Here is a 21,470-nt window from a genome sequence, read left to right on the forward strand (position 1 = left end):
ACGGATTGCACGGATATTGCGGCTATTCCTTATAGATGTCGCTTCGGGAATCTTTGATGACAGGCGCATCGCTCGCACGTGTCGCCGGTTGAAGGCGGCACAAGCATAAGGAGAGGATGATGCCCTACGCCACGATCCTGGCCGCCGTCGATGTCAACAATCCGGACCTGGCCCATGCCGCGATCGCCGCCGCGGCTGACATTGCCGGTACAACCGGCACCGTCCATATCCTCTATGTGCGCTACTATCTGCCGACCCGCTATTCCGAATTGCTGGCGATCGATTTCGACGAGCGGGAAGAGGAGGAAGCGATAGCCGACATGCAGGCATGGGCCGCCGAAGCCGGACTGGACCCGGCCCGTACGCAGATATTCACCCGGCGCGGTCGCGTGCGCGACGAGGTGCTGATCGAGGCGGAACGGCGCGGCGCCGACCTGATCGTCATCGGGTCGCACCAGCCATCTCTCTCGTCCAGATTGCTGGGATCCAATGCGTCGGCCATCGTCCACCAGTCGCCGGTCAGCGTGCTGGTGACCCGAAACTGACGTTCGTCACCGTGCCGGACGAGCGCGAAACGAACGTCAGATTCATCAGGGTCACCAGCAAATATGTGATTCCAGTGGGGCTTATGGATTTGAAATACGCGCCTTCTATCATTCCCATGATGAGGCGTATTTCAAATCTGCGACACCGTGGTGCGAACGGATGCGAAATAATCATGGATAGTTGAGCGGCGCTCGGTTGCGGGCAGTAACCCCGCTTCCTACCTGCGGGCCACATCCTTTTTATCGGAGCCAGCCCGCATGACCGACACCTACACGCCGCCCAAAGTCTGGACATGGGACAAGGAAAATGGCGGCCCCTTCGCCAATATCAACCGGCCGATCGCCGGCGCGACCCATGACAAGGATCTGCCGGTCGGCGACCATCCGCTCCAGCTCTATTCGCTCGCCACGCCCAACGGGCAGAAGGTGACGATCCTGCTGGAAGAATTGCTGGAGGCGGGTATTTCCGCCGCGGACTATGACGCCTGGCTCATCAAGATCGGCGATGGCGACCAGTTCGGCAGCGGCTTCGTCAGCGTCAATCCCAACAGCAAGATCCCCGCCCTGCTCGATCGCAGCGTATCGCCGCCGCAGCGCGTGTTCGAATCCGGCGCCATCCTGCTTTACCTGGCGGAAAAATTCGGCAAGTTCCTGCCGACCGACCCCGCCGGGCGAACCGAGACGCTCAACTGGCTGTTCTGGCAAATGGGCGCCGGCCCGCTGCTGGGAGGCGGTTTCGGCCATTTCTTCGCCTATGCGCCGGAAAAATACGAATATCCGATCAACCGCTACACGATGGAAGTGAAGCGGCAGCTGGACCTGCTCGACCGGCGTCTGGCGGAAAGCGACTATGTGGCCGGCGCTGACTATACGATCGCCGATATCGCCATCTGGCCCTGGTATGGCGGGTTGGTGCTGGGCCGGGCCTATGGCGCGGCGGAGTTTCTGGACGTGGACAGCTACAAGAACCTCCTGCGCTGGGCGAAGCAGATCGACGCCCGCCCCGCCGTGCAGCGCGGCCGCATGGTCAACAAGGTGAACGGGCCGCTGGAAGAACAGCTGCACGAACGGCACGCCGCGAGCGACTTCGAAACGAAGACGCAGGACAAGCTGGAAGGCGCGGCGTGAGGCCCTCACGTTAGACAGGAACCTGCGTCATCCCGGCCTTGGGCGGGGATGACGCAGGGGGATTTTCAGGGCTTCAATATCCAACCGTAAACCGCGCCTTGCTATGCTGCGGCTGTTCGATCTCATCGGCCAGTGCGATGGCATAATCGGCATAGGATATGCTGCTATTGCCGTCCGCATCGACCAGCAGTTCGTCCTTGCCGAGGCGGAAGCTGCCCTTGCGCTCGCCGACGAAGAAATAGGCGGACGGCGAGAGGAAGGTCCAGTCGATATCGTCCACCCCGCGCAGATAGTTCAGGAAATCCGCGCCCTTGCCCGCTTCGACCTTGTAGGCTTCGGGAAATTCCGGGGTGGTGATGAGCGCCACGCCCGGCGCGACCTCCAGGCTGCCGGCGCCGCCGACCACCAGATAGCGGGGCACGCCGGAGTCGCGCACCACGCCGACCAGCGAGGCCGGATCGGTGTCGGAGAACATGACGGCGCTGACTACCACATCATGGCCCTTGATCGCATCGACCAGCGCGTCGGGGCGCTGGACGTCACCGGCAACGGCCGTGACGCCGTCAACTTTGACCGCATTTTCGGGATGGCGGGAAATGGCCGTCACCTGATGCCCGCGCCGCGCCAGTTCCGCGCTCATTTCCGTGCCAGCGCGGCCGGTGCCGCCGATGATCGCTACCTTCATGCGTCCAATCTCCCTTGGGTGGTTACTGATGGAAACCAGATAGCGATTGCGATATCATAATCGCAAGAAGGCACTTTGCCATCACCTGGTTACGCACAGGAAACTAGCATGGATCTATCCCCGCCCCGCATTGGCGACGCCTATAATCCCGACTGCCCGACCCGCCATGTGCTGGACCGGATCGGAGACAAATGGGCGGTGCTGGTGATGTTGACGCTGAAGGACGGGCCGGTGCGCTTCAACGACCTGCGGCGGCGGATCGGCGCGATTTCGCAGAAAATGCTGTCGCAAACCCTGAAGAGTTTGGAGCGCGATGGCTTGGTCAGCCGGGCCGCCTTCCCCACCGTGCCGGTGACGGTCGAATATCGGCTGACGCCGTTGGCCGGCGGGCTGATCGGCATATTGGACCAGATCACCCATTGGGCCGAAAGCCATGTCGGCGACATCATGGCCGCGCGCCGCGCCCATGACGGTACGGACGCGCTGGCCGCCTGAAATCCCTTCTTGCGCCCGCCCCTGCATCATCGCATGATGCGCGTACGGGATAAGGCAATCTCCCGTTCAGGCGTTCCCCGCCCAAGCATTGCGGCTGTATCGGGCCCTCGGCGCGTCCAGGCGTGTCCGGCCCAAGGGGGACGCGCGTGTCGCAACCGGATCTATCGACATTATTCCGAGTCTTCGGACGGATCGGCCTCATCAGTTTCGGCGGCCCGGCGGGCCAGATCGCGCTGATGCACCGCGAACTGGTGGAGGAACGGCAATGGGTGGAGGAAGGCGCTTTCCTGCGCGCGCTCAATGTCTGCCATCTGCTGCCGGGGCCAGAGGCGCAGCAGTTGGCGACCTGGATCGGGTGGCGGATGCACGGCACGATCGGCGGCCTTGTCTGCGGATTGCTGTTCGTGCTGCCGGGCGCAGCGATCATGCTGGGCCTGTCGGTTCTCTACGCCTTTGCTGCGGACATGAAGCCCGTGGCGGCGCTGTTTTTGGGTATCAAGGCGGCGGTGCTCGCCATCGTCGTGCAGGCGCTGATCCGCATCGCCCGGCGCGCGCTGGACAGCGGGTTCAAGCGGGCACTGGCCTTTGCCGCCTTCCTTGCGCTGTTCCTGTTCAACCTCCCCTTTCCGCTGGTCGTGCTGGGATCGGGCGCGATCGGCTTCCTGCTGGCACGGATGCGGCCGGACTGGCTGCGCGCCCATGGCAAGGCGGCGATCGACGCGCCGGTCGGGCCGCTGCCATGGGCGCAGACGCTGCGGTCGATCGCGATATGGGTCGCGATATGGGCCGCGCCGATGCTGGCGATCCTGCTGGCGCTCGGCCCCGATCATGTCCTGTGGCGGATCGGCCTGTTCTTCTCGCAACTGGCGGTGGTGACGTTCGGCGGCGCCTATGCGGTGCTGGCCTATATGGCGCAGGAGGCGGTGCAATCGATGCACTGGCTGTCGGCCGGCGAGATGACCGATGGCCTCGGCCTGGCCGAAACGACGCCGGGGCCGCTGATTTTGGTGACCCAGTTTGTCGGCTTTCTAAGCGCATTCCGGGCGCCGGCCCCGTTCACGCCGATGGTCGCGGGATTGCTGGGTGCGATGCTGACGACCTGGGTGACGTTCGCGCCTTGCTTCTTGTGGATATTCAGCGTCGCGCCGTGGATGGAGCGGCTGGAGCGCGCGCCACGGCTGCAAGGCGCGCTGGCGGCGTTGACCGCCGCGATCGTCGGAGTGATCGGTAACCTTACAGTCTGGTTCGCGCTGCATATAATGTTCATGCGCGGGGATCGGGTGGCCGCCGGACCGGTCAGGCTGTGGTGGCCGGACTGGACCAGCCTGGACTGGCGCATTGCCGCCATCGCGCTCGCCGCCGCGCTGCTGATCTTCGTGGCCAAGCGCGGGGTGATGACAGTGCTGGCGATCTGCGCCGTGGCCGGGCTGGCGTTGAGCGGGGTTTAGAGCCACATTGATAATGGCTGTTCCCCGGTCATGATGTTACCCCGCCGCCTGCACGATCTTAACCCAGGCCTCTTCGGTAATGACCTCGATCCCCAGCGCCGCGGCCTGTTTGAGCTTGCTGCCCGCGCCGGGGCCAGCCACGACCAGATCGGTCTTGGCGCTGACCGAACCCGCCGCCTTGGCCCCCAGCCGTTCGGCCTGCGCCTTCGCCTCGTCGCGGCTCATCGTCTCCAGCTTGCCGGTGAAGACGACGATCTTGCCGGTGACGGCACTGGCGGTGGTCTCGACCACATAGTCGGGCGGCGACACCTCGCGCAGCAGGTCGTCCCACGCTTCCACATTATGCGGTTCGTGGAAGAAATCGGCCAGCGCATGGCCGACCGCGCTCCCGACATTGTCGACGCCGATATGCTCGGCGATCGCCTTGTCCCGCTTGGCCTGCGTCTCGGCCGGATCGGCGGCGGCGCGCAGGGCGATAATCTCTTCACCGATCGCGCGGATCGCCGGCAACCTGGTGTAGCGTTTGAGCAGATCGCGCGCCGTCACCGCGCCGACATGGCGGATGCCAAGGCCAAAGAGCAGCTTTGCAGCGTCCGGCGCGCGCTTGGCCTCGATCGCGGCGAGCAGATTGTCGACCGACTTTTCCTTCCACCCTTCGCGGCCGATCAGGGCTGGCCGATGCTGTTTCAGGCGAAAGATATCGGCCGGTTCGGCGATCCAGCCCAGGTCGATAAATTCCTGAATCGACTTCTCGCCCAGCCCCTCGATATCCAGCGCGGCGCGGCTGACGAAGTGACGCAGCCGCTCGAACCGCTGGGCCGGGCAGATGAGGCCGCCAGTGCAGCGAAAATCGACTTCCTCCTCCTCGCGCACCGCTTCGGACTGGCAGACCGGGCAATGGGTCGGAAACAGGAAGGGTTCGCGCGCCTCCGCACGGGTCAGATTGTCCACCACCTGCGGGATGACGTCGCCCGCGCGCTGCACGACGATGCGGTCGCCGGGACGCACGCCCAGCCGCGCAATCTCGTCGGCATTGTGCAGCGTCACATTGGAGACGACCACGCCCCCCACGGTCACGGGGGTCAGGCGGCCCACCGGGGTCAGCTTGCCGGTGCGGCCGACCTGAATGTCGATGGCTTCCAGCGTGGTCTGCGCCCGTTCGGCGGGGAATTTATGCGCGATGGCCCATCGCGGCGCCTTCGCCACGAAGCCGAGGCGCTGCTGCCAGTCGAGCCGATCGACCTTGTACACGACCCCATCGATGTCGAAAGGGAGTTCGGCGCGCGCCGCCTCTATCGCCCGATAATGGGCGATCAGCGCTTCCAGACTGTCGACGCAGGCCAGCATGTCCGACACCGGCAGGCCCCAGCCTGCGATCGCCTGCATCACGCCCAGTTGCGTGTCGGCAGGCACGGCGCTGTGCGCACCCCAGCCATGGGCCAGGAAACGCAGCGGGCGGGCGGCGGTGACAGTCGCGTCCTTCTGGCGCAGCGATCCGGCGGCGGCATTGCGCGGATTGGCGAATTGGCGCGCCTTGTCCGGGTCATCGGCCTCCGCGAGCAGGCGCTGGTTCAGAGCCACGAAATCGCCCTTGGCCATATAGACTTCGCCGCGCACTTCGAACAGGTCGGGGAGGTTCGGACCGGTCAATTGCTGGGGAATGTCGGCGATCGTGCGGACATTGGCGGTGACGTCCTCCCCCGTCGTCCCGTCCCCGCGCGTCGCGGCCAGCACCAACGCGCCCTTTTCATAGCGCAGCGAGCAGGACAGGCCGTCAATCTTCGGTTCGGCGGTCAGCGCCAGCGGCGCGTCTTCGGGCAGGGCAAGGAAGCGGCGGACGCGGGCCAGAAATTCCCCGATATCCTCGTCCGAAAAACCGTTGTCGAGGCTCATCATGCGAACGGCATGGGGCACTTTCTTCAGCGTCGATGTGGCGGCGGCACCCACCTGCGCATTGGGCGAATCGGCACGGATCAGATGCGGAAAGGCCGCCTCCAGCGCGTTATTTTCGCGGATCAGCGCGTCATAGTCGGCGTCGCTAATCTCCGGCGCGTCCTGATCGTGATAGAGGCGGTTGTGCTTCGCCACCTCTTTGGCAAGGCGCATCAGGCGGTTGGCGGCCTGGGCGTCGGTGAGGGTCGCGGGGTCGGTCATAACGCCCTCCATAACCTCGTCCGTTCGTCCTGAGTAGCCATTGAGCGAAGCCGAAATGGCGTATCGAAGGATCGCGCGCCGCGCCTGATGCTTCGATACGGGTCTTCGACTTTACTCAGCCCCTACGCAGCACGAACGGTGAATAATTACATGCCCGCCACCGGCACCGTTTCGAAATGCTGCGGAAAGCCCGCAATGATCGGCCGCGCCTGGGCGATGGCGGCGCGCACGGCGGGCAGTTTGAGCGAGGCGGCATGGCTTTCGCGGCTGTCCCAGATTTCGGTGATCCAGATCGCGTCCGGATTGGCCGTGTCGAGGCCACCACATAGGACAGGCAACCGGGCATATCGCCGGTCGCCGACGTCAGGATCGCAACCAGCGCGTCGCGCTTGCCGGGTTCGCTCAGCATCTGGCCGATCAGGCCGTAGCGGGGCCTGGCCTCCTGCGCGGCGAGGGGGACAGCGCCGGCGGCGATCGCGGCGGCGGTCAGGCCAAGCATGTCTCTACGGTTATGGGTCATGCACTCCGATCTCCGTTCGGTTCGAACTTGTCGACAACCCTGCGCGACGGTTCTCGACAAGCTCGAACCGAACGGAGGATGCGTCAAGCTTCCAGCAACCGCTCCGCCTGCGCCCGCGCCTCCGCGGTGATTTCCGCGCCCGACAGCATGCGCGCGATTTCCTCGCGCCGCTCGGCCTCGCTCAGCGCATGGACGCCGGTGCGGGTCACGGTGCCGTCGCTCGACTTGGCGATCAGCATATGGCCCGCGCCCCGCGCCGCGACCTGCGGGCTGTGGGTGACGACCAATATCTGGTTGCTGCGCGCCAGCCGCGACAACCGTTCGCCGATCGCATCGGCCACCGCGCCACCGACGCCCCGGTCGATCTCGTCGAAAATCAGCGTATCCGCGCCGCCCCGCTCGGCCAGCGCGACCTTGAGCGCCAGGATGAAGCGCGACAATTCGCCTCCGCTCGCGATCTTCGCCAGCGGCGCGAAGGGCGCGCCGGGGTTGGTCGAAATCTCGAACTCGACCCGATCCATGCCCTGCGCGCTCCACTGAGCCTCGTCTTGTCGCGCCACCACCGTGCGGAACCGTGCAGCGTCCAGCTTCAGCGGCGCGAGTTCGCCGGCAACCGCAGCGTCGAGGCGCCCTGCGGCCAGCTGCCGCTCGGCCGACAGCGCCTGCGCGGCGGCGCGATAGGCGTCGGCCTTGCCCGCCACATCCTTTTCCAGCGCCGCGATATGTTCTTCTCCGCCCTCGATCGCGGCGAGCTTTGCCGCCATTTCGTCGCGCAGGGCGGCCAGATCGTCAGGCTGCACCTGATGCTTGCGGGCCAGACCGCGCAGGTCGAACAGGCGGGTTTCGATCGCATCCAGCCGGGCGGGATCGAAACTCAGCGCGTCGGCGGCTTCGGCCAGACGATCCTCCGCCTCGCCCGCTTCGACGACCGCACGATCCAGCGCCTCAAGCACGGCGTTGAGCAAAGGTTCTTCGCCCGCGATGCGATCGAGCCGGCGCGCCGCCTGCCGCAACTGGGCCAGGCCACCGTCGGAACCGATCAGGCAATCGCTGACCGCGCTCAGGTCATCGGTCAGGCGCGCGCCCTTCTGCATGGTCGCGCGCTCCTGGGCGAGGATTTCCTCTTCGCCCGGTTCAGGCGCAAATTTGCGCAATTCCTCCACCGCATGGGTCAGATAGTCGCGGTCGCGCGCGGCATTGTCCACCGTCTCGCGCGCGTCGGCCAGCGCATTGGCGGCGGCGCGCCATCCGGCATGGGCAGTGGCGACGGCGCCTGCGTCACACCGGCCATAGCTGTCGAGCAGCGCCCGATGGCCGCGCGGGTTGAGCAGGCCGCGATCGTCATGCTGGCCGTGTATCTCGACCAACGACCCGCCAATGTCGCGCAGCAGGGCGGCCGAACAGGGCTGGTCGTTGACGAAGGCGCGGCTGCCCCCATCGGCCTTTACCAGCCGGCGGATCAGCAGCGGTTCGCCCGGCTCCATATCGATGCCATTGTCCGCCAGCAATTGGGCGACGCGGGTGGTGACAGCGGGCGGTTCGAAGGTGGCGACCACGCTCGCCTGCGCTTCGCCGCTGCGGACCAGCCCGCTATCGGCGCGCGCGCCCAGTGCCAGCCCCAGCGAATCGAGCAGGATCGATTTGCCCGCGCCGGTTTCCCCCGTCAGCACGGACAGGCCGGCACCGAACTCCAGGTCCAGCGCCTCGATCAGCACGACATTGCGGATGGCGAGCGAGGTTAGCATGACATCCGCCTATAACCGTCACTGAACAAATTAGGAACGGGCAAGTTGGTTGAGGTCAAGTCATGCCAATTGCGGATCAGGCCTTGCCGCCATGTTGCTGCATCAGCTTGTAGCTGCGTTCATACCATTTGGTGCCGGGATAGTTGCGACCCAGCACGGCGGCGGCCTTTTGCGCTTCGGCGGGGATGCCGAGCGAGAGATAGGATTCGACCAGACGCTCCAGCGCTTCGGGCGTGTGGGTCGTGGTCTGATATTTATCCACGACCGAACGGAAACGCAGCGTAGCGGCCAGCCACTGGCCTCGGCGCTGGTAGAAGCGACCCACTTCCATTTCCTTGCCGGCCAGGTGATCGTTCACCAGATCGACCTTCAACCGCGCATCGGCGGCGTAGCGGGTATCGGGATAACGGCGGATCAGCTCGCCCAGCGCGTCCAGCCCCTGCTGCGTGATCTTCTGGTCGCGGGTGACGTCGGCAATCTGTTCATAATAGCACAGCGCGATCAGATAATAGGCGTAGGGCGCGTCCTTGTTGCCGGTATGAATCGACAGGAAACGCTGCGACGCGGCGATGGACTCGTTATAGTCCTGGTTCATATAATAGCTGAACGCGGACATGAGCTGCGCCCGGCGCGCCCAGGGCGAATAGGGATGCTGGCGCTCCACCTCGTCGAACAGGGCGGCAGCGAGCTTATACTGGCCACGATCGAGCCGGTCCTTGCCACTGTTATACAGGGTCGACACGTCACGGGCGACATATTGGGTGTCGGCCTTGTTCTTCGATGTGGAGCAGCCGGTGAGCACGGGCGAGGCGATCAGGACCAGGGCGGTGGCCGCGCCGATGCGCGTCAAGGTTTTCGTCAGCATGGCCGGGTCATAGCCGAGCGGATCGCCTCCGCCAAGCGGCAGAATGCGCCTTCGTCAACAGGCCCTTCCTCAGGCTGTCCTGGCCGGCAGGTCGAGCCGGGCGATCGCCCCGCCTTGGGGTGCTGCGGTCAGGGAGAAACGCCCGCCCAGCTGGGCCGCGAGCGCATGGGCGATGCGCAGGCCCAGCGATTGGCCCGCATCGCCGCCGGGCGTCAGCCCATGGCCGTCGTCGGCCACCTCCAGCGCCAGCGCGCCATCCACCTGCGCCAGGCTGACATGGATATGGCCGGGCCGGTCGGGCAGGCCATGTTCGATCGCGTTGCTGACCGATTCCGCCACGACCAGCGCCAGTGGCACGATGATATTGGGGTCCAGCCGCAGACCGGCCGGCGCCGCCACGGTCAAGCCGACGTCCCGCCGTCCACTGGCGTCCATGATATCGGCGGTCAGGGCCGACAGGAAGCCGTGCATGTCCTGCCCGGCCCCGGACGGATCGTAGAGCGCCCGGCTGATCCGGCCGACCAGCGCCAGCCGTTCCGACGCATCGTCCAGCGCGCGGCGGGCGACGTCATGATCGACATGGCGGCGCTGAAGCGAGAGCATCGCGGCCACGACCTGAAGATTGTTGGACACGCGATGCTGCAATTCCTGGAACAGCAATTCGCGATTGTCGGCCAGCGAGCGGCTGCGTTCCCGCTCCACCGCCAGATTGAAATTGGCCCGCTGCATGAAGTGGATGAGCGCGATATCCACCACCACCACGCCACTGTAGAACAGCATCGCGACGACCACCGCCGGATTGACCCCGAACCCATTATGCGGCGGGATGAAGACATACCATGAGATGATCCCGCACAGCAGGCCCGCGAAAATGCCGGGTCGCACGCCGAACAGGAAAGAAGACAGGATGACGGCCGGGAAAAAGGTGACGAAGGGATAGCCCACCGGCAGCAAAGGGTCCGCCGCGATGCGCAGCAGCAGCGCCGACGCGCAGAAAAGGCTCGTCAGCACATAAGCATAAACCGGCCGGTCGAGCACGAGCGGCAGGCGTTCGACAAAGCGCGCATTCGTCCGCTGCATGAAGCCCCCCGCTCTGGCCGACCCTGTGGCCGACCCTCGTTACACTAGCAAAACTTTACCCCCGGTCCTTGATCCAGGTTAGCGCGTGGAAAGGCAAACGCAAAAACGGGGCGCCAGTCTGACCGGGCGCCCCGTTTTCCTGCCTTCGTCCGATCTTGCGACCGGACGCAAAGCTTAGTCCTGGGTCAGGAAGTTGGGCAGACCGCCGCTGGGGCCATCATCGTTACCGCCTTCGCTGCGTTCACGACGCGGACCACGGTCACCACCGCCATCACGGCGCGGACCACGATCACCACCGCGACCGCCACGGTCGCCGCCATCGCGACGCGGGCCACGGCCACGGTCGCCACGGCCTTCGCCACGATCGCCGCGCGGTTCACGCGGTTCGCGCGCCGGACGGGTGTCTTCCAGCTCTTCGCCGGTTTCCTGATCGACGACGCGCATGGACAGGCGAACCTTGCCGCGCGGATCGATTTCGAGAACCTTGACCTTCACTTCCTGGCCTTCCGACACGACGTCGGTCGGCTTTTCGACGCGCTCATTCTTCATTTCGGAGACGTGGACGAGACCGTCCTTGCCACCCATGAAGTTCACGAACGCACCGAAATCGACGATGTTGACGACCTTGCCGACATAGACCTTGCCGACTTCGGCTTCCTCGACGATGCCCAGAATCCACTTCTTGGCCGCTTCGATCTGGGCGGTGTCGGACGAGCTGATCTTGATGATGCCTTCGTCATCGATGTCCACCTTCGCGCCGGTTTCGGCGACGATTTCGCGGATCACCTTGCCGCCGGTGCCGATGACGTCACGGATCTTCGCCTTGTCGATCTGGATCGTCTCGATGCGCGGGGCGTGGGCCGACAGCTCGGTGCGGGTCGAGGACAGCGCCTTGCTCATCTCACCCAGAATGTGGGCGCGGCCTTCCTTGGCCTGGCGCAGCGCGACTTCGAAGATTTCCTGCGTGATGCCGGCAACCTTGATGTCCATCTGCATGGTGGTGATGCCCGCTTCGGTACCGGCCACCTTGAAGTCCATGTCGCCCAGATGATCTTCGTCACCCAGGATGTCGGACAGGACGGCGAAGTCCTTGCCTTCCAGGATCAGGCCCATGGCGATGCCCGACACGGGGCGCTTCAACGGCACACCGGCGTCCATCATCGAGAGCGAACCGCCGCAGACCGTCGCCATCGAAGACGAGCCATTCGACTCGGTGATGTCCGAGAGAACGCGGATGGTGTAGGGGAATTCGTCCTTGCTCGGCAGAACGGGGTGCAGCGCACGCCATGCCAGCTTGCCATGACCCACTTCACGACGACCCGGCGCGCCGAAACGGCCGACTTCACCGACCGAATAGGGCGGGAAGTTATAGTGCAGCATGAAGTTTTCATAATGCAGGCCGGTCAGGCCGTCGATCATCTGCTCGGCGTCCTTGGTGCCCAGCGTGGTGGTGCAGATGGACTGCGTTTCACCGCGCGTGAACAGGGCCGAACCATGGGTACGGGGCAGGAAGCCGACCATCGCTTCGATCGGACGGATCTGCGTGGTGGTCCGGCCGTCGATACGCTTGCCGTCCTTCAGGATGGCGCCGCGCACGATTTCCGCTTCCAGCTTCTTGGTCAGCTTGATCCCGGCCATCACGGTCTGGGCGTCCAGGCCCTCGGCTGCGAAGCTGGCCTTCGCCTTGGCGCGGGCTTCGTTCAGCGCGTTCGAGCGGGCCGACTTGTCGGTCAGCTTGTAGGCGGCCGTGATGTCCTTGCCGATCAGCTTCTTCAGCTTCTTCTTCAGGTCTTCGACATTGTCGCCCTTGGCGATGTCCCACGGATCCTTGGCAGCCTTCTCGGCCAGGTCGATGATCGCGTTGGCGATCTTCTTGCTGGCTTCATGGGCGAACAGGACCGCGCCCAGCATGACGTCTTCCGACAGTTCCTTGGCTTCGGATTCAACCATCATCACCGCGTTGCCGGTGGCGGCAACGACCAGGTCGAGTTCGCCGGTCTTCACTTCTTCCAGGCTGGGGTTCAGCTGATATTCGCCGTCCTTGTAACCGACGCGCGCGGCACCGATCGGGCCCATGAAGGGCACGCCCGACAGGGTCAGCGCGGCCGACGCGGCGATCATCGCCACGATATCGGGTTCGCTTTCGCCGTCGAACGACAGAACCTGCGCGATCACGTTGATTTCGTTATAGAAACCTTCGGGGAAAAGCGGGCGGATCGGGCGGTCGATCAGGCGGGAAACCAGCGTTTCCTTTTCCGTCGCGCCGCGCTCACGCTTGAAGAAGCCACCGGGGATGCGCCCTGCGGCCGAATATTTTTCCTGATAGTGGACGGTCAGCGGGAAGAAGTCCTGGCCTTCCTTCACGCTCTTGGCGGCGGTCACGGCGCACAGCACCACGGTTTCGCCATAGGTGGCCAGCACGGCGGCGTCGGCCTGGCGCGCGATACGGCCGGTTTCGAGGGTCAGCGTCTTGCCGGCCAGCTCGATCGAAACTTTCTTTACATCGAACATAGAATTTTCCTTCGCCCACCTGGCCCTATTGCCGGGCGGGGCCTGTCATGCGGGCTAAACCGGACCGCATCGGTTTTGGGGCATCATCTGGCCCCTGGGTCGGATCGGGATCACCGGATTGCGATCCCTTCCCTTCGTTCCCCGGCAGGAAGGCCGGGGTTCAGTTGCGCCTTGTCGGGCCTGGGCACCGTGCCCTGCCCGCTGGACCCCGACCTTCGTCGGGGTAACCCAATACGTAATCGGCCCGCCGAAGCGGGCCGAACGACTGGGTTACTTGCGCAGGCCCAGCTTGGCGATGAGGTCGGTATAACGCGCCCCATCCTTCTTCTTGAGATAGTCCAGAAGCGAACGACGCTTGTTGACCATCATCAGGAGACCACGACGGCTATGATTGTCCTTGTGGTGACCCTTGAAATGCTCGGTCAGGTTGGTGATGCGTTCCGTCAGGATCGCAACCTGGACTTCCGGCGAACCGGTGTCACCCTCAACGCGGGCATGTTCCTTGATAAGCGCTTCCTTGCGCTCGGCAGTGATCGTCATCTAGTCTTCTTCCTTCGGCATCAGGTTAAATCCGCGCACCACCCGGATGTCTCCGTCCAGCATTTCGACCAGCGCCACGGGAATGATCCCGTCGAACGCCAGATGAAGGCCGGTGGCAATGTCGGACCCCGACAGCACCTTCCCCTGACGGAGAGCCAGTGCCTGATCGGGAGAGACTGCGAGAGCCGGGATGTCGTCCAGCCCCGCCGTCAACGGCAGCATAAGCCCACCGATGGTGCCGCCCCTAGCAGCTTCGTCCAATTTGTCCAGCGAAATTGCCGATTCCAGCGTGAACGGCCCCGCCTTGATCCGGCGCAGCATGGTCACATGGCCCACCGTGCCAAGAGCGATCGCGATGTCGCGGGCAAGGCTGCGGATATAGGTGCCCTTGGACACATGGGCGGTCAGGGTGACCGAAGCCAGCCTCGCATCGTCCGTCCGGTTCGCGCTTGTCGAGCAGCGAACCGGCGTCAGCGCATGAATAGTGACATGCCGCAGCTTCATCTCCACCGCCTCCCCCTTGCGGGCAAGGTCGTAGGCGCGCTGGCCGTCGATCAGGATCGCGCTATAGGCGGGCGGCGCCTGCTCTATTCCGCCAGTAAAGCGCGGCAGCACCGCCTCCACCTCCGCCAGCGTGGGCAGATGATCGCTTTGGGCAATCACCTTCCCTTCCAGGTCCAGCGTATCGGTCTGGCTGCCGAACGCGATCGTGAAGTCATAGATCTTGTCGCTGTCGAGCATCCGCCCGGCCAGCTTCGTCGCCTCCCCCACCGCGATCGGCAGCACGCCGGTCGCCAGCGGATCGAGCGTGCCGCCATGGCCGACCTTCCATTTTTCCGTTCCGCCCGACAATTCCCTGTGCGTCCGCAACGCGCGCTTGACCGCGCTGACGGCCTGGGTGGAACCCAGGCCATGGGGTTTGTCGAGAATGATCCAGCCATGCATGGCGGCGGGCCTTATATCGCCCGTCTTGGCGTGTCAGCCTTTAATGCGCTATCCGGGCGCCATGACCATCAAGCTCATCTGCCTCGATGCCGACGATACCCTTTGGCATAATATGCGCCATTTCCATGAGACGGAGGACGCGCTGATCGACATGCTGCGCCCCTTCGCGCAGGTCGACGTCACGCGCGAGCGCATGATCGCGTGCGAGATACGCAACCTGCCGCTCTATGGCTATGGCGCGAAAGGCTTCACCCTCTCGATGATCGAAACGGCGGTGGAGGTGGCGGGCGACAGGCTGTCCGCCGGGATGATCGCGGGGATATTGGCGGCGGGCCGCGCGCTGCTGGCGCATCCGGTCCTGCTGTTCGACGGGGTGCAGGACACGCTGGAACGGCTGGCCCATATCGCGCCGCTGGTGCTGGTGACGAAGGGCGACCTGCTGCATCAGGAAAGCAAGCTGGCCGCGTCGGGCCTGGGCGATCTGTTTTCCGGCATCGAAATCGTCAGCGACAAGAAGGCGGACACGTTCCGTGCGTTGTTTTCGCGCATGAACATCGACCCACAAGAAGCTGTAATGGCCGGCGATTCCATGCGGTCCGACATATTGCCCGCGCTGGAGGCGGGCGCATGGGCCGCCTACATCCCGCAAGAGGGCGCCTGGGTCCATGAACGCGCTGCCGCGCCGTCGGACCATCCCCGCTTCACGCAATTGCAGCAGCTCGCCGACCTGCCCGGCTGGATCGCGACGATCGGCTAGGCCGCCTCGAAACATGTTCCCCGGCAAATGCCGGGGTCACGTCCCACGCTCAGGCTTGCTCCCGCCATTCATCGGCCAGGATCGAATAGATCGCCGTGTCGCGCACATGGCCGGTCCAGGTGATACGCTGCTTGCGAAGAACTCCCTCGCGCACCGCCCCCAATTTCTCCACCGCCTTTTGCGACCGGACGTTGCGCTGGTCGATGCAAAATTCGATGCGGGTAAAGCCACAATCGAGCGCCCGGCCGATCAGCAGCGGCTTGATCCGGCCATTGAGACCAGTGCCGCGCGCGGCAGGCGTCATATAGGTGCCGCCCAGTTCCAGCCAATTGTCGGCGGCCGCCACGCGCAGGAAACCAGACATGCCGACCGCCCGACCATCCGCGACGATCAGGAAGGGGAAGCGATCCGCATTGGCCAGCGTCGCGTCGAACATCGCATCGAAATGGTCGCCCGACCAGTTGGCCGGAAAGATCTCCCACACCGGATCATCCACCGGGCATAGCGCGCGCAGCGTTTCGCGATGCCCTTCACGCAACTGTTCCAGATACAGGCCCGGCGCCTCGATCGGCGCCAGCAATTTTTCCATCCGGGTCATCGCTGCATCTGCTCCACAAAATGGCGGCGGCACAGCGCCACATAACGGTCGTTGCCGCCAATCTCCGTCTGGTCGCCCTGCCGGATCGCCCTGCCCTGTTCGTCCATGCGCAGGTTCATGATCGCCTTGCGCCCGCACTCGCAGATCGTCTTGATCTCGCTCAGCGAATCGGCAAGCCCCAGCAAGGCGGCGCTGCCGGGGAAAAGCTGCCCCTGAAAATCGGTGCGGATGCCGTAGCACAGCACCGGGATGCCGAGCCGATCGCACACCGCGCCCAGTTGCCACACCTGCGCCTCGGTCAGGAATTGCGCTTCGTCCAGCAGCACGCAGGATAGTGGCGTCGCCTGATGCTGCGCGGCGATGGCGGCGAAGATATCAACCTGCGGATCGAACAGATGCGCCTGCGCCTCCAGCCCGATGCGCGACACGATCCGGCCATGGCCGTAGCGATCGTCCAGCGCGGCGGTCCACAACATCGTGTCCATGCCGCGCTCGCGATAGTTGAAGTCCGATTGCAGCAGGGTCGTCGATTTCCCCGCATTCATCGAGCTATAGTAGAAATAGAGTTTCGCCATATTGCTGCGCATAGAGCGGTTTCGCGACGGATGGAAATATCCATGCGGGACGAACATTGGCGCGAACGCTCACCCCACCTCCGTGCGCGATCGTCAATCTACCGCATGCTCGGCGCCACGCCCGCCAGAAACCGCACCAGCGCATCGGCCAGCGCGATGCGGCTGTCGGAAAAACTATGGTCGGTCGGCCATACCATCAGCCGCGAATCCGGGTTGGCGCCCTGTGCGTCGGCGGCGACCTTGCGCGCCATCGCGCCGATCCCCCGCTCTGCACCGATGATGGTCAGCGGCCTGCGAGCATAGGCCGCCAGACGCCGGCCAAGGTCAAATTTCTGTCCGTCCGCCTTGATCTCACCGGTCAGGCTTTCGTAAGTCGCGCCGTTGAGCGGCGGCAGGTCGCCCGCCACTTCCGCCTTCCATCCGGCCTCACCCTGCGCGCTCGCCAGCGACGCGACGGTCTGCGACGGATCCCATGGGTCGATCAGGAACAAGCCTGCGACGCGCGGATCGGCAGCAGCGGCATCGGCGGCCATGAAACCGCCCATGCTGTGCCCCGCGACCACGATCGCGCTGGTATCGATCCGATATTTGGCGACCACCGATGCCTGTTGCAGATATTGGAGCGCGGCAAAGCCATCCTCCGCCGCATGACCGAAGGAGAAGGTGCCGGGGCTGCCCCAGCTGCCGCGATAATGGAGCGTCAGCACATTCCATCCGGCCCGTCGCGCCGCCTGTGCCAGATCCAGATTCTGCTCGTTGCCCGGAAAGCCATGGAGCAGCAGCAGCGTGGGGTGCAGGCCCGATCCGGCGGCCGTGTACATTACCGCATTCATCGCCCCATCCTCGACCGGAATGACGAAGGCGGCCATGCCGGCGGGATTGGCGGCGTCGGGCTTGGGATCGGCAACGACGGCGTGATGGATGGCGGGCTCTTTGCCGATGGCGGGCGTCGCCGCGCAAGACAGCAAGGCGCAAGACAACCAGAAAGCCCGCATGATATAATCCCCGTTCATATTAAGGTGATGACGGCGACAGGCGAGGAATCCCCCACCCGTTTTTCGATCTGCCGATCGAATGTCAGAAAGGCATCCGCATCGCCAGCCATGGCCAGGTGCATCATATCGCTAAAGTCGGCACCGGCTGAAAAACGATCCAGCACCCAATCCATGCCAGCTGGCATGCCGATCGCTTCGGGCAAATCCACGATGTCGCGAAAAGCTGCCTCTATCTGTTCGCGCGGCCAATCATAGCTGGCACGCAATACCCATTCCGTTTCGACCAACACAGTAGGCAGAAGCAGAAATCCCTGACTGATCCGTTCTGCTGCGATGGCAGCCTGTGATGGGTCGTCTCCCGTCAGGAAGCGAATCAACACATTCGTATCGACCGCAGCCGCCATCAATCCTGGGAATCGCGAAACATCCGGGCGACTGCCTCGTCCATGTCCTCAATGGACAGCGACGGTCCCTGATGCCGGTAGCGCGCCCGAATACCCGTCACGATCTCGTCGAAACTACGGCCGGATTTCTTGTGCTGCGGCTTGAGCAATACCCCGCCGGCCATCGGCACCACATCCAGCACCTGTCCCGGCGCAAGGCCAAGCTGGTCGCGCACATTTTTCGGAATGACGACCTGCCCTTTTGCCGACAATGTGGTCTTGGCGTTCATCGCGGTAAGATGCGTCTTACCGCAGGCCGAGTCAATCTTCGCCCTCGTCCTTCACCAGATCCTGCGCCACCTTGGGATCGCGCAGCAGCTTGTCGATATGGCTGCCCTCGTCGAAACTCTCGTCGGCCAGAAATTTCAGCTTCGCGGCATATTTGAGCGCGATCCGATGGGCGACTTCGCGTTGCAGATAGGCGGTATTGGTGCGCAGCGCCTTCAGCACCGCCTCCTCGTCCTGCCCCAGCAGCGATTTGATGAAGATGGTCGCGTGCCGCAGGTCCGGTGACATGCGCACTTCGGTGACACTGACGACATGCTTGGCCAGCACATCGTCATGCACGTCGCCGCGCTGAAGAATGTCGGACAGGACATGGCGCACCTGTTCACCCACGCGCAGCAGGCGGACGGACGGGCCTTCGGATTGTTGTTGAGCCATAATTAATCCTCGTCACCCCGGCGCAGGCGGGGGGTCTCAAGCGACGGCAGAGCCAGGATCGCACGAGACCCCAGCCTTCGCCGGGGTGACGCACTTTCCTGTTACAGCGTGCGCTGACGCTCTTCGACCTCGAACAGTTCCAGCGTATCGCCGGCCTTGATGTCGTTCGTATCCTGCAACACCGCACCGCACTCCATGCCGGCGCGCACTTCGGACACATCGTCCTTGAAGCGACGCAGCGAGTGGATGACCGTCTTCGATACGATGACGTCCGAACGGGTAAGGCGCGCATTGAGCCCCTTTCGGATGATGCCGTCCAGGACGAGCAGACCGGCCGCCTTGTCCTTCTTGCCCGCCGGGAACACCTGAAGCACTTCGGCCCGGCCCACGATCGTTTCGATGCGTTCGGGCGCCAATTGGCCCGCCATTTCGCCGCGCACTTCTTCAAGCAGGTCGTAGATCACGTCATAATAACGCAGCGACACCTTCTCGCGGATGGCCATGGGACGCGCCTTGGCGTTGGGGCGGACGTTGAAGCCGATCAGCGGCGCGCGGCTGGCGGCGGCCAGAGTGACGTCGCTTTCGGTGATCGCACCCACGCCCGAGCTGAGGATCCGCACCTTGATCTCGTCGGTCGAAATGCGGTTGAGCGCCGTGACGATCGCTTCGACAGACCCTTGCACATCGCCACGGATAACGACCGGATATTCGATCATCGTCGTGTTGAGGGCAGAGAACATGCTCTCGAAATTGGTCGGCACCGACGCCGTCCGCTTGAGCGTGAGCTGTTCCTGGCGATAGGCGGCGACTTCGCGGGCACGGGCTTCGTTTTCGACGACGGTGAGCTGGTCGCCCGCCTTGGGCACGCCCGACAGGCCCAGCACCTCGACCGGGGTCGATGGACCGGCAACCTTCACATTCTGACCCTTGTCGTTGACCAGCGCGCGCACCTTGCCGCTTTCTGCGCCGATGACGAAGGTGTCGCCGATCTTGAGCGTCCCCTTGCGCACCAGCACGGTGGCAACGGCACCACGGCCCTTGTCCAGCTGTGCCTCGATTACATTGCCTTCGGCAGCGCGATCGGGGTTGGCGGTCAGTTCCATGACTTCGGCCTGAAGCAGGATCTTCTCGATCAGTTCGTCAAGGCCGGTCTTCTTGAGCGCCGAAACCTCCACGTCCTGCACGTCGCCGCCCATATCCTCGACCACGATTTCCTCGCTCAACAGGCGCTCGCGCACCTTTTGCGGGTTCGCTTCGGGCTTGTCGCACTTGTTGATCGCAACGATCATCGGCACGCCCGCCGCCTTGGTATGATTGATGGCTTCGATCGTCTGCGGCATCAGGCCGTCGTCCGCCGCCACCACCAGGATGACGATGTCGGTGACGTTGGCGCCGCGGGCACGCATTTCGGAAAAGGCTTCATGGCCCGGCGTGTCGAGGAAGGTGATGACATCGCCCTTCTTCGTCGTCACCTGATAGGCGCCGATATGCTGCGTGATGCCGCCGCTTTCGCCGGCAACCACGTCGGTCCCGCGCAGCGCGTCGAGCAGCGAGGTCTTGCCGTGATCGACATGGCCCATGATCGTGACGACGGGTGCACGCGGCTTGAGCGTTTCGACCGCGTCGACATCGCCTTCGATGCCGATTTCAACGTCGGCATCGGACACGCGCTGGATGCGGTGGCCGAATTCTTCGACCAGCAACTCGGCCGTATCCTGATCGATCGGCTGGTTGAGCGTAACCGCCTGCCCCATCTTGAACAGCGACTTGACCAAGTCCGCGCCCTTTTCGGCCATACGGTTGGCCAGTTCCTGCACGGTGATGACTTCAGGCACCACGACGTCGCGGACCTGCTTGTCACGCGGCTGGGCGCCGCCGGCATAATGGGCGCGACGTTCTTTTTCGCGCGCGCGCTTGAGCGCGGCGAGGCTACGGGCGCGGGCGCTGTCGTCATCGGCCAAGGCCTTGGTGACGGTCAGCTTGCCGGACTGGCGACGATTATCCTCGCCCTTCTTGGCGCGATCGGGCTTGGCCGGTTCGGGGCGCTTGACCGGCGTGACCGGGGTGAAGCGACGCGGCGGCGGCGTGGCGGCGGCCGGGGCAGCCGTGGTCGCAGCAGGGCGTTCCTGCGTACCGGTCGGCGCAGCGGCCTCTACCTTTGCAGGTTCAGCCGCAGGCGCAGCGGCTGCTTCGGCAACCGGCTGCGGCGCAGGCTCTTCCGCCGGCGCAGGCGCAGCGGCGGCCGCTTCGGCAGCCAGGCGATTTTCCTCGACCCGGCGCTTTTCTTCCTCGCTGGCGGCGATGCGTGCGGCGTCCTCACGACGGCGCGCATCTTCCAGCGCGGTCATGCGGGCTTCCTCGGCCTCGCGCAGCAGCTTGGCCTGCAATTCCTGACGCGACATCAGGCTCTGCGGCGGCGCCTGGCGCACGGGGGCGGGCTGCGGCGCGCGGGTCTGCTGCGGCGCAGGGGCGGCAGGGCGCGGCGCAGGGGCCTGCGCAACGGGTGCCGGAGCGGGCTCGGCCTGGGGCGCAGCCGCAGGAGCGCCACCGGTCGTCTCACCGGGCTTGCCCAGGACGCGGCGCCGCTTCACCTCAACCACGACCGTATTCTTGCGGCCATGGCTGAACTGCTGCTGCACCTGACCGGATTCCACGGTCCGCTTGATGCCCAGCGGCTTGCGACCCAGAACCGGCTTGTCTTCCTTGCTGTCACTCATAAGTTCGAACTTAACCCTTCACTTCCGCTTCGGCCGGATAGGCCCGCCGACGCCTTTATTC

The 21,470-nt window shown here is 64.4% G+C and carries 20 protein-coding genes and 1 pseudogene; 5 read left to right on the plus strand and 16 right to left on the minus strand.

Annotation, left to right across the window (positions count from 1 at the left end; genetic code table 11):
* Positions 1-119 precede the first annotated feature (119 nt).
* Both AC07UX_RS06945 and yghU read left to right on the plus strand, forming a co-directional pair.
* Entirely contained in the window at positions 120-545 is a 426-nt protein-coding gene (locus tag AC07UX_RS06945) for a universal stress protein (RefSeq protein ID WP_495191817.1), read from the plus strand.
* 258 nt (positions 546-803) lie between these two features.
* Positions 804-1,673, plus strand: coding sequence for a glutathione-dependent disulfide-bond oxidoreductase (gene yghU, locus AC07UX_RS06950; protein WP_495191205.1), 870 nt, complete (start codon positions 804-806; stop codon positions 1,671-1,673).
* Between the two features lie 73 nt (positions 1,674-1,746).
* Here the strand turns inward: yghU and AC07UX_RS06955 are convergent, their stop codons facing one another.
* Entirely contained in the window at positions 1,747-2,358 is a 612-nt protein-coding gene (locus AC07UX_RS06955; protein ID WP_495191206.1) for an NAD(P)-dependent oxidoreductase, read from the minus strand.
* A gap of 108 nt (positions 2,359-2,466) precedes the next feature.
* Here AC07UX_RS06955 and AC07UX_RS06960 point away from each other — a divergent pair, with 108 nt between their 5' ends.
* Positions 2,467-2,853, plus strand: a complete 387-nt coding sequence (locus AC07UX_RS06960) for a winged helix-turn-helix transcriptional regulator (RefSeq protein ID WP_495191207.1) — start codon at positions 2,467-2,469, stop codon at positions 2,851-2,853.
* Positions 2,854-2,999: 146 nt separating this feature from the next.
* Positions 3,000-4,301, plus strand: a complete 1,302-nt coding sequence (chrA, locus tag AC07UX_RS06965) for a chromate efflux transporter (protein ID WP_495191208.1) — start codon at positions 3,000-3,002, stop codon at positions 4,299-4,301.
* Positions 4,302-4,337: 36 nt separating this feature from the next.
* Here chrA and ligA read toward each other — a convergent pair whose 3' ends face one another.
* From ligA to truB, 8 genes and pseudogenes are all read right to left on the minus strand, one after another.
* Positions 4,338-6,455, minus strand: coding sequence for an NAD-dependent DNA ligase LigA (gene ligA, locus AC07UX_RS06970; protein WP_495191209.1), 2,118 nt, complete (start codon positions 6,453-6,455; stop codon positions 4,338-4,340).
* Positions 6,456-6,601: 146 nt separating this feature from the next.
* A pseudogene (locus AC07UX_RS06975) lies at positions 6,602-6,975 on the minus strand (putative quinol monooxygenase).
* A gap of 83 nt (positions 6,976-7,058) precedes the next feature.
* Positions 7,059-8,720 carry a DNA repair protein RecN gene (recN, locus tag AC07UX_RS06980; RefSeq protein WP_495191210.1) on the minus strand — a complete coding sequence of 554 codons (1,662 nt, stop codon included), beginning with the start codon at positions 8,718-8,720 and terminating at the stop codon, positions 7,059-7,061.
* Between the two features lie 76 nt (positions 8,721-8,796).
* The gene (locus AC07UX_RS06985; RefSeq protein ID WP_311270082.1) at positions 8,797-9,585 is read right to left on the minus strand and encodes an outer membrane protein assembly factor BamD; all 789 of its coding nucleotides are present in this window, start codon (positions 9,583-9,585) and stop codon (positions 8,797-8,799) included.
* Between the two features lie 69 nt (positions 9,586-9,654).
* Positions 9,655-10,665 (minus strand): sensor histidine kinase, encoded by a 1,011-nt coding sequence (locus AC07UX_RS06990; RefSeq protein ID WP_495191211.1) that lies wholly within the window; start codon positions 10,663-10,665, stop codon positions 9,655-9,657.
* A 174-nt stretch (positions 10,666-10,839) separates the two neighbouring features.
* On the minus strand, positions 10,840-13,176 hold the full coding sequence (gene pnp, locus AC07UX_RS06995) for a polyribonucleotide nucleotidyltransferase (RefSeq protein WP_495191212.1): 2,337 nt from the start codon (positions 13,174-13,176) through the stop codon (positions 10,840-10,842).
* Between the two features lie 270 nt (positions 13,177-13,446).
* On the minus strand, positions 13,447-13,716 hold the full coding sequence (gene rpsO / locus AC07UX_RS07000) for a 30S ribosomal protein S15 (RefSeq protein WP_495191213.1): 270 nt from the start codon (positions 13,714-13,716) through the stop codon (positions 13,447-13,449).
* The gene (gene truB, locus AC07UX_RS07005; RefSeq protein WP_495191214.1) at positions 13,717-14,661 is read right to left on the minus strand and encodes a tRNA pseudouridine(55) synthase TruB; all 945 of its coding nucleotides are present in this window, start codon (positions 14,659-14,661) and stop codon (positions 13,717-13,719) included. It abuts the gene before it with no gap.
* A 61-nt stretch (positions 14,662-14,722) separates the two neighbouring features.
* On the opposite strand from truB, the gene AC07UX_RS07010 reads away from it, so the two are divergent.
* A complete protein-coding gene (locus AC07UX_RS07010; protein WP_495191215.1) occupies positions 14,723-15,418 on the plus strand; it encodes an HAD family hydrolase in 696 nt (231 codons plus the stop codon).
* Positions 15,419-15,467: 49 nt separating this feature from the next.
* Here AC07UX_RS07010 and AC07UX_RS07015 read toward each other — a convergent pair whose 3' ends face one another.
* From AC07UX_RS07015 to infB, 7 genes are all read right to left on the minus strand, one after another.
* The gene (locus AC07UX_RS07015; RefSeq protein ID WP_495191216.1) at positions 15,468-16,016 is read right to left on the minus strand and encodes a GNAT family N-acetyltransferase; all 549 of its coding nucleotides are present in this window, start codon (positions 16,014-16,016) and stop codon (positions 15,468-15,470) included.
* Positions 16,013-16,591 carry a thymidine kinase gene (locus AC07UX_RS07020; RefSeq protein WP_341896903.1) on the minus strand — a complete coding sequence of 193 codons (579 nt, stop codon included), beginning with the start codon at positions 16,589-16,591 and terminating at the stop codon, positions 16,013-16,015. Before AC07UX_RS07020 ends, AC07UX_RS07015 begins: the two co-directional genes overlap by 4 nt.
* Before the next feature lie 98 nt (positions 16,592-16,689).
* On the minus strand, positions 16,690-17,586 hold the full coding sequence (locus AC07UX_RS07025) for an alpha/beta hydrolase family protein (RefSeq protein ID WP_495191818.1): 897 nt from the start codon (positions 17,584-17,586) through the stop codon (positions 16,690-16,692).
* A 14-nt stretch (positions 17,587-17,600) separates the two neighbouring features.
* Positions 17,601-17,990 carry a type II toxin-antitoxin system VapC family toxin gene (locus AC07UX_RS07030; protein ID WP_495191217.1) on the minus strand — a complete coding sequence of 130 codons (390 nt, stop codon included), beginning with the start codon at positions 17,988-17,990 and terminating at the stop codon, positions 17,601-17,603.
* On the minus strand, positions 17,990-18,259 hold the full coding sequence (locus AC07UX_RS07035; protein WP_495191218.1) for an AbrB/MazE/SpoVT family DNA-binding domain-containing protein: 270 nt from the start codon (positions 18,257-18,259) through the stop codon (positions 17,990-17,992). The genes AC07UX_RS07030 and AC07UX_RS07035 overlap by 1 nt, the downstream gene beginning before the upstream one ends.
* Before the next feature lie 31 nt (positions 18,260-18,290).
* Positions 18,291-18,692 carry a 30S ribosome-binding factor RbfA gene (gene rbfA / locus AC07UX_RS07040; RefSeq protein ID WP_495191219.1) on the minus strand — a complete coding sequence of 134 codons (402 nt, stop codon included), beginning with the start codon at positions 18,690-18,692 and terminating at the stop codon, positions 18,291-18,293.
* 101 nt (positions 18,693-18,793) lie between these two features.
* Entirely contained in the window at positions 18,794-21,409 is a 2,616-nt protein-coding gene (infB, locus tag AC07UX_RS07045; RefSeq protein WP_495191220.1) for a translation initiation factor IF-2, read from the minus strand.
* Between the last annotated feature and the right edge of the window lie 61 nt (positions 21,410-21,470).

The sequence above is a fragment of the Sphingobium sp. GW821-FHT02B05 genome, assembly GCF_059421905.1.

What these genes read in the sequence shown, in the direction of transcription:
- infB (WP_495191220.1), bottom strand. Translation starts at nt 21,409, where the DNA reads ATGAGTGACAGCAAGGAAGACAAGCCGGTTCTGGGTCGCAAGCCGCTG.
- AC07UX_RS06990 (WP_495191211.1), bottom strand. Translation starts at nt 10,665, where the DNA reads ATGCAGCGGACGAATGCGCGCTTTGTCGAACGCCTGCCGCTCGTGCTC.
- AC07UX_RS06960 (WP_495191207.1), top strand. Translation starts at nt 2,467, where the DNA reads ATGGATCTATCCCCGCCCCGCATTGGCGACGCCTATAATCCCGACTGC.
- AC07UX_RS06955 (WP_495191206.1), bottom strand. Translation starts at nt 2,358, where the DNA reads ATGAAGGTAGCGATCATCGGCGGCACCGGCCGCGCTGGCACGGAAATG.
- AC07UX_RS07030 (WP_495191217.1), bottom strand. Translation starts at nt 17,990, where the DNA reads ATGGCGGCTGCGGTCGATACGAATGTGTTGATTCGCTTCCTGACGGGA.
- pnp (WP_495191212.1), bottom strand. Translation starts at nt 13,176, where the DNA reads ATGTTCGATGTAAAGAAAGTTTCGATCGAGCTGGCCGGCAAGACGCTG.
- recN (WP_495191210.1), bottom strand. Translation starts at nt 8,720, where the DNA reads ATGCTAACCTCGCTCGCCATCCGCAATGTCGTGCTGATCGAGGCGCTG.
- rbfA (WP_495191219.1), bottom strand. Translation starts at nt 18,692, where the DNA reads ATGGCTCAACAACAATCCGAAGGCCCGTCCGTCCGCCTGCTGCGCGTG.
- AC07UX_RS07010 (WP_495191215.1), top strand. Translation starts at nt 14,723, where the DNA reads ATGACCATCAAGCTCATCTGCCTCGATGCCGACGATACCCTTTGGCAT.
- ligA (WP_495191209.1), bottom strand. Translation starts at nt 6,455, where the DNA reads ATGACCGACCCCGCGACCCTCACCGACGCCCAGGCCGCCAACCGCCTG.
- rpsO (WP_495191213.1), bottom strand. Translation starts at nt 13,716, where the DNA reads ATGACGATCACTGCCGAGCGCAAGGAAGCGCTTATCAAGGAACATGCC.
- AC07UX_RS06945 (WP_495191817.1), top strand. Translation starts at nt 120, where the DNA reads ATGCCCTACGCCACGATCCTGGCCGCCGTCGATGTCAACAATCCGGAC.
- AC07UX_RS07025 (WP_495191818.1), bottom strand. Translation starts at nt 17,586, where the DNA reads ATGCGGGCTTTCTGGTTGTCTTGCGCCTTGCTGTCTTGCGCGGCGACG.
- AC07UX_RS06985 (WP_311270082.1), bottom strand. Translation starts at nt 9,585, where the DNA reads ATGCTGACGAAAACCTTGACGCGCATCGGCGCGGCCACCGCCCTGGTC.
- AC07UX_RS07035 (WP_495191218.1), bottom strand. Translation starts at nt 18,259, where the DNA reads ATGAACGCCAAGACCACATTGTCGGCAAAAGGGCAGGTCGTCATTCCG.
- AC07UX_RS07015 (WP_495191216.1), bottom strand. Translation starts at nt 16,016, where the DNA reads ATGACCCGGATGGAAAAATTGCTGGCGCCGATCGAGGCGCCGGGCCTG.
- yghU (WP_495191205.1), top strand. Translation starts at nt 804, where the DNA reads ATGACCGACACCTACACGCCGCCCAAAGTCTGGACATGGGACAAGGAA.
- truB (WP_495191214.1), bottom strand. Translation starts at nt 14,661, where the DNA reads ATGCATGGCTGGATCATTCTCGACAAACCCCATGGCCTGGGTTCCACC.
- AC07UX_RS07020 (WP_341896903.1), bottom strand. Translation starts at nt 16,591, where the DNA reads ATGGCGAAACTCTATTTCTACTATAGCTCGATGAATGCGGGGAAATCG.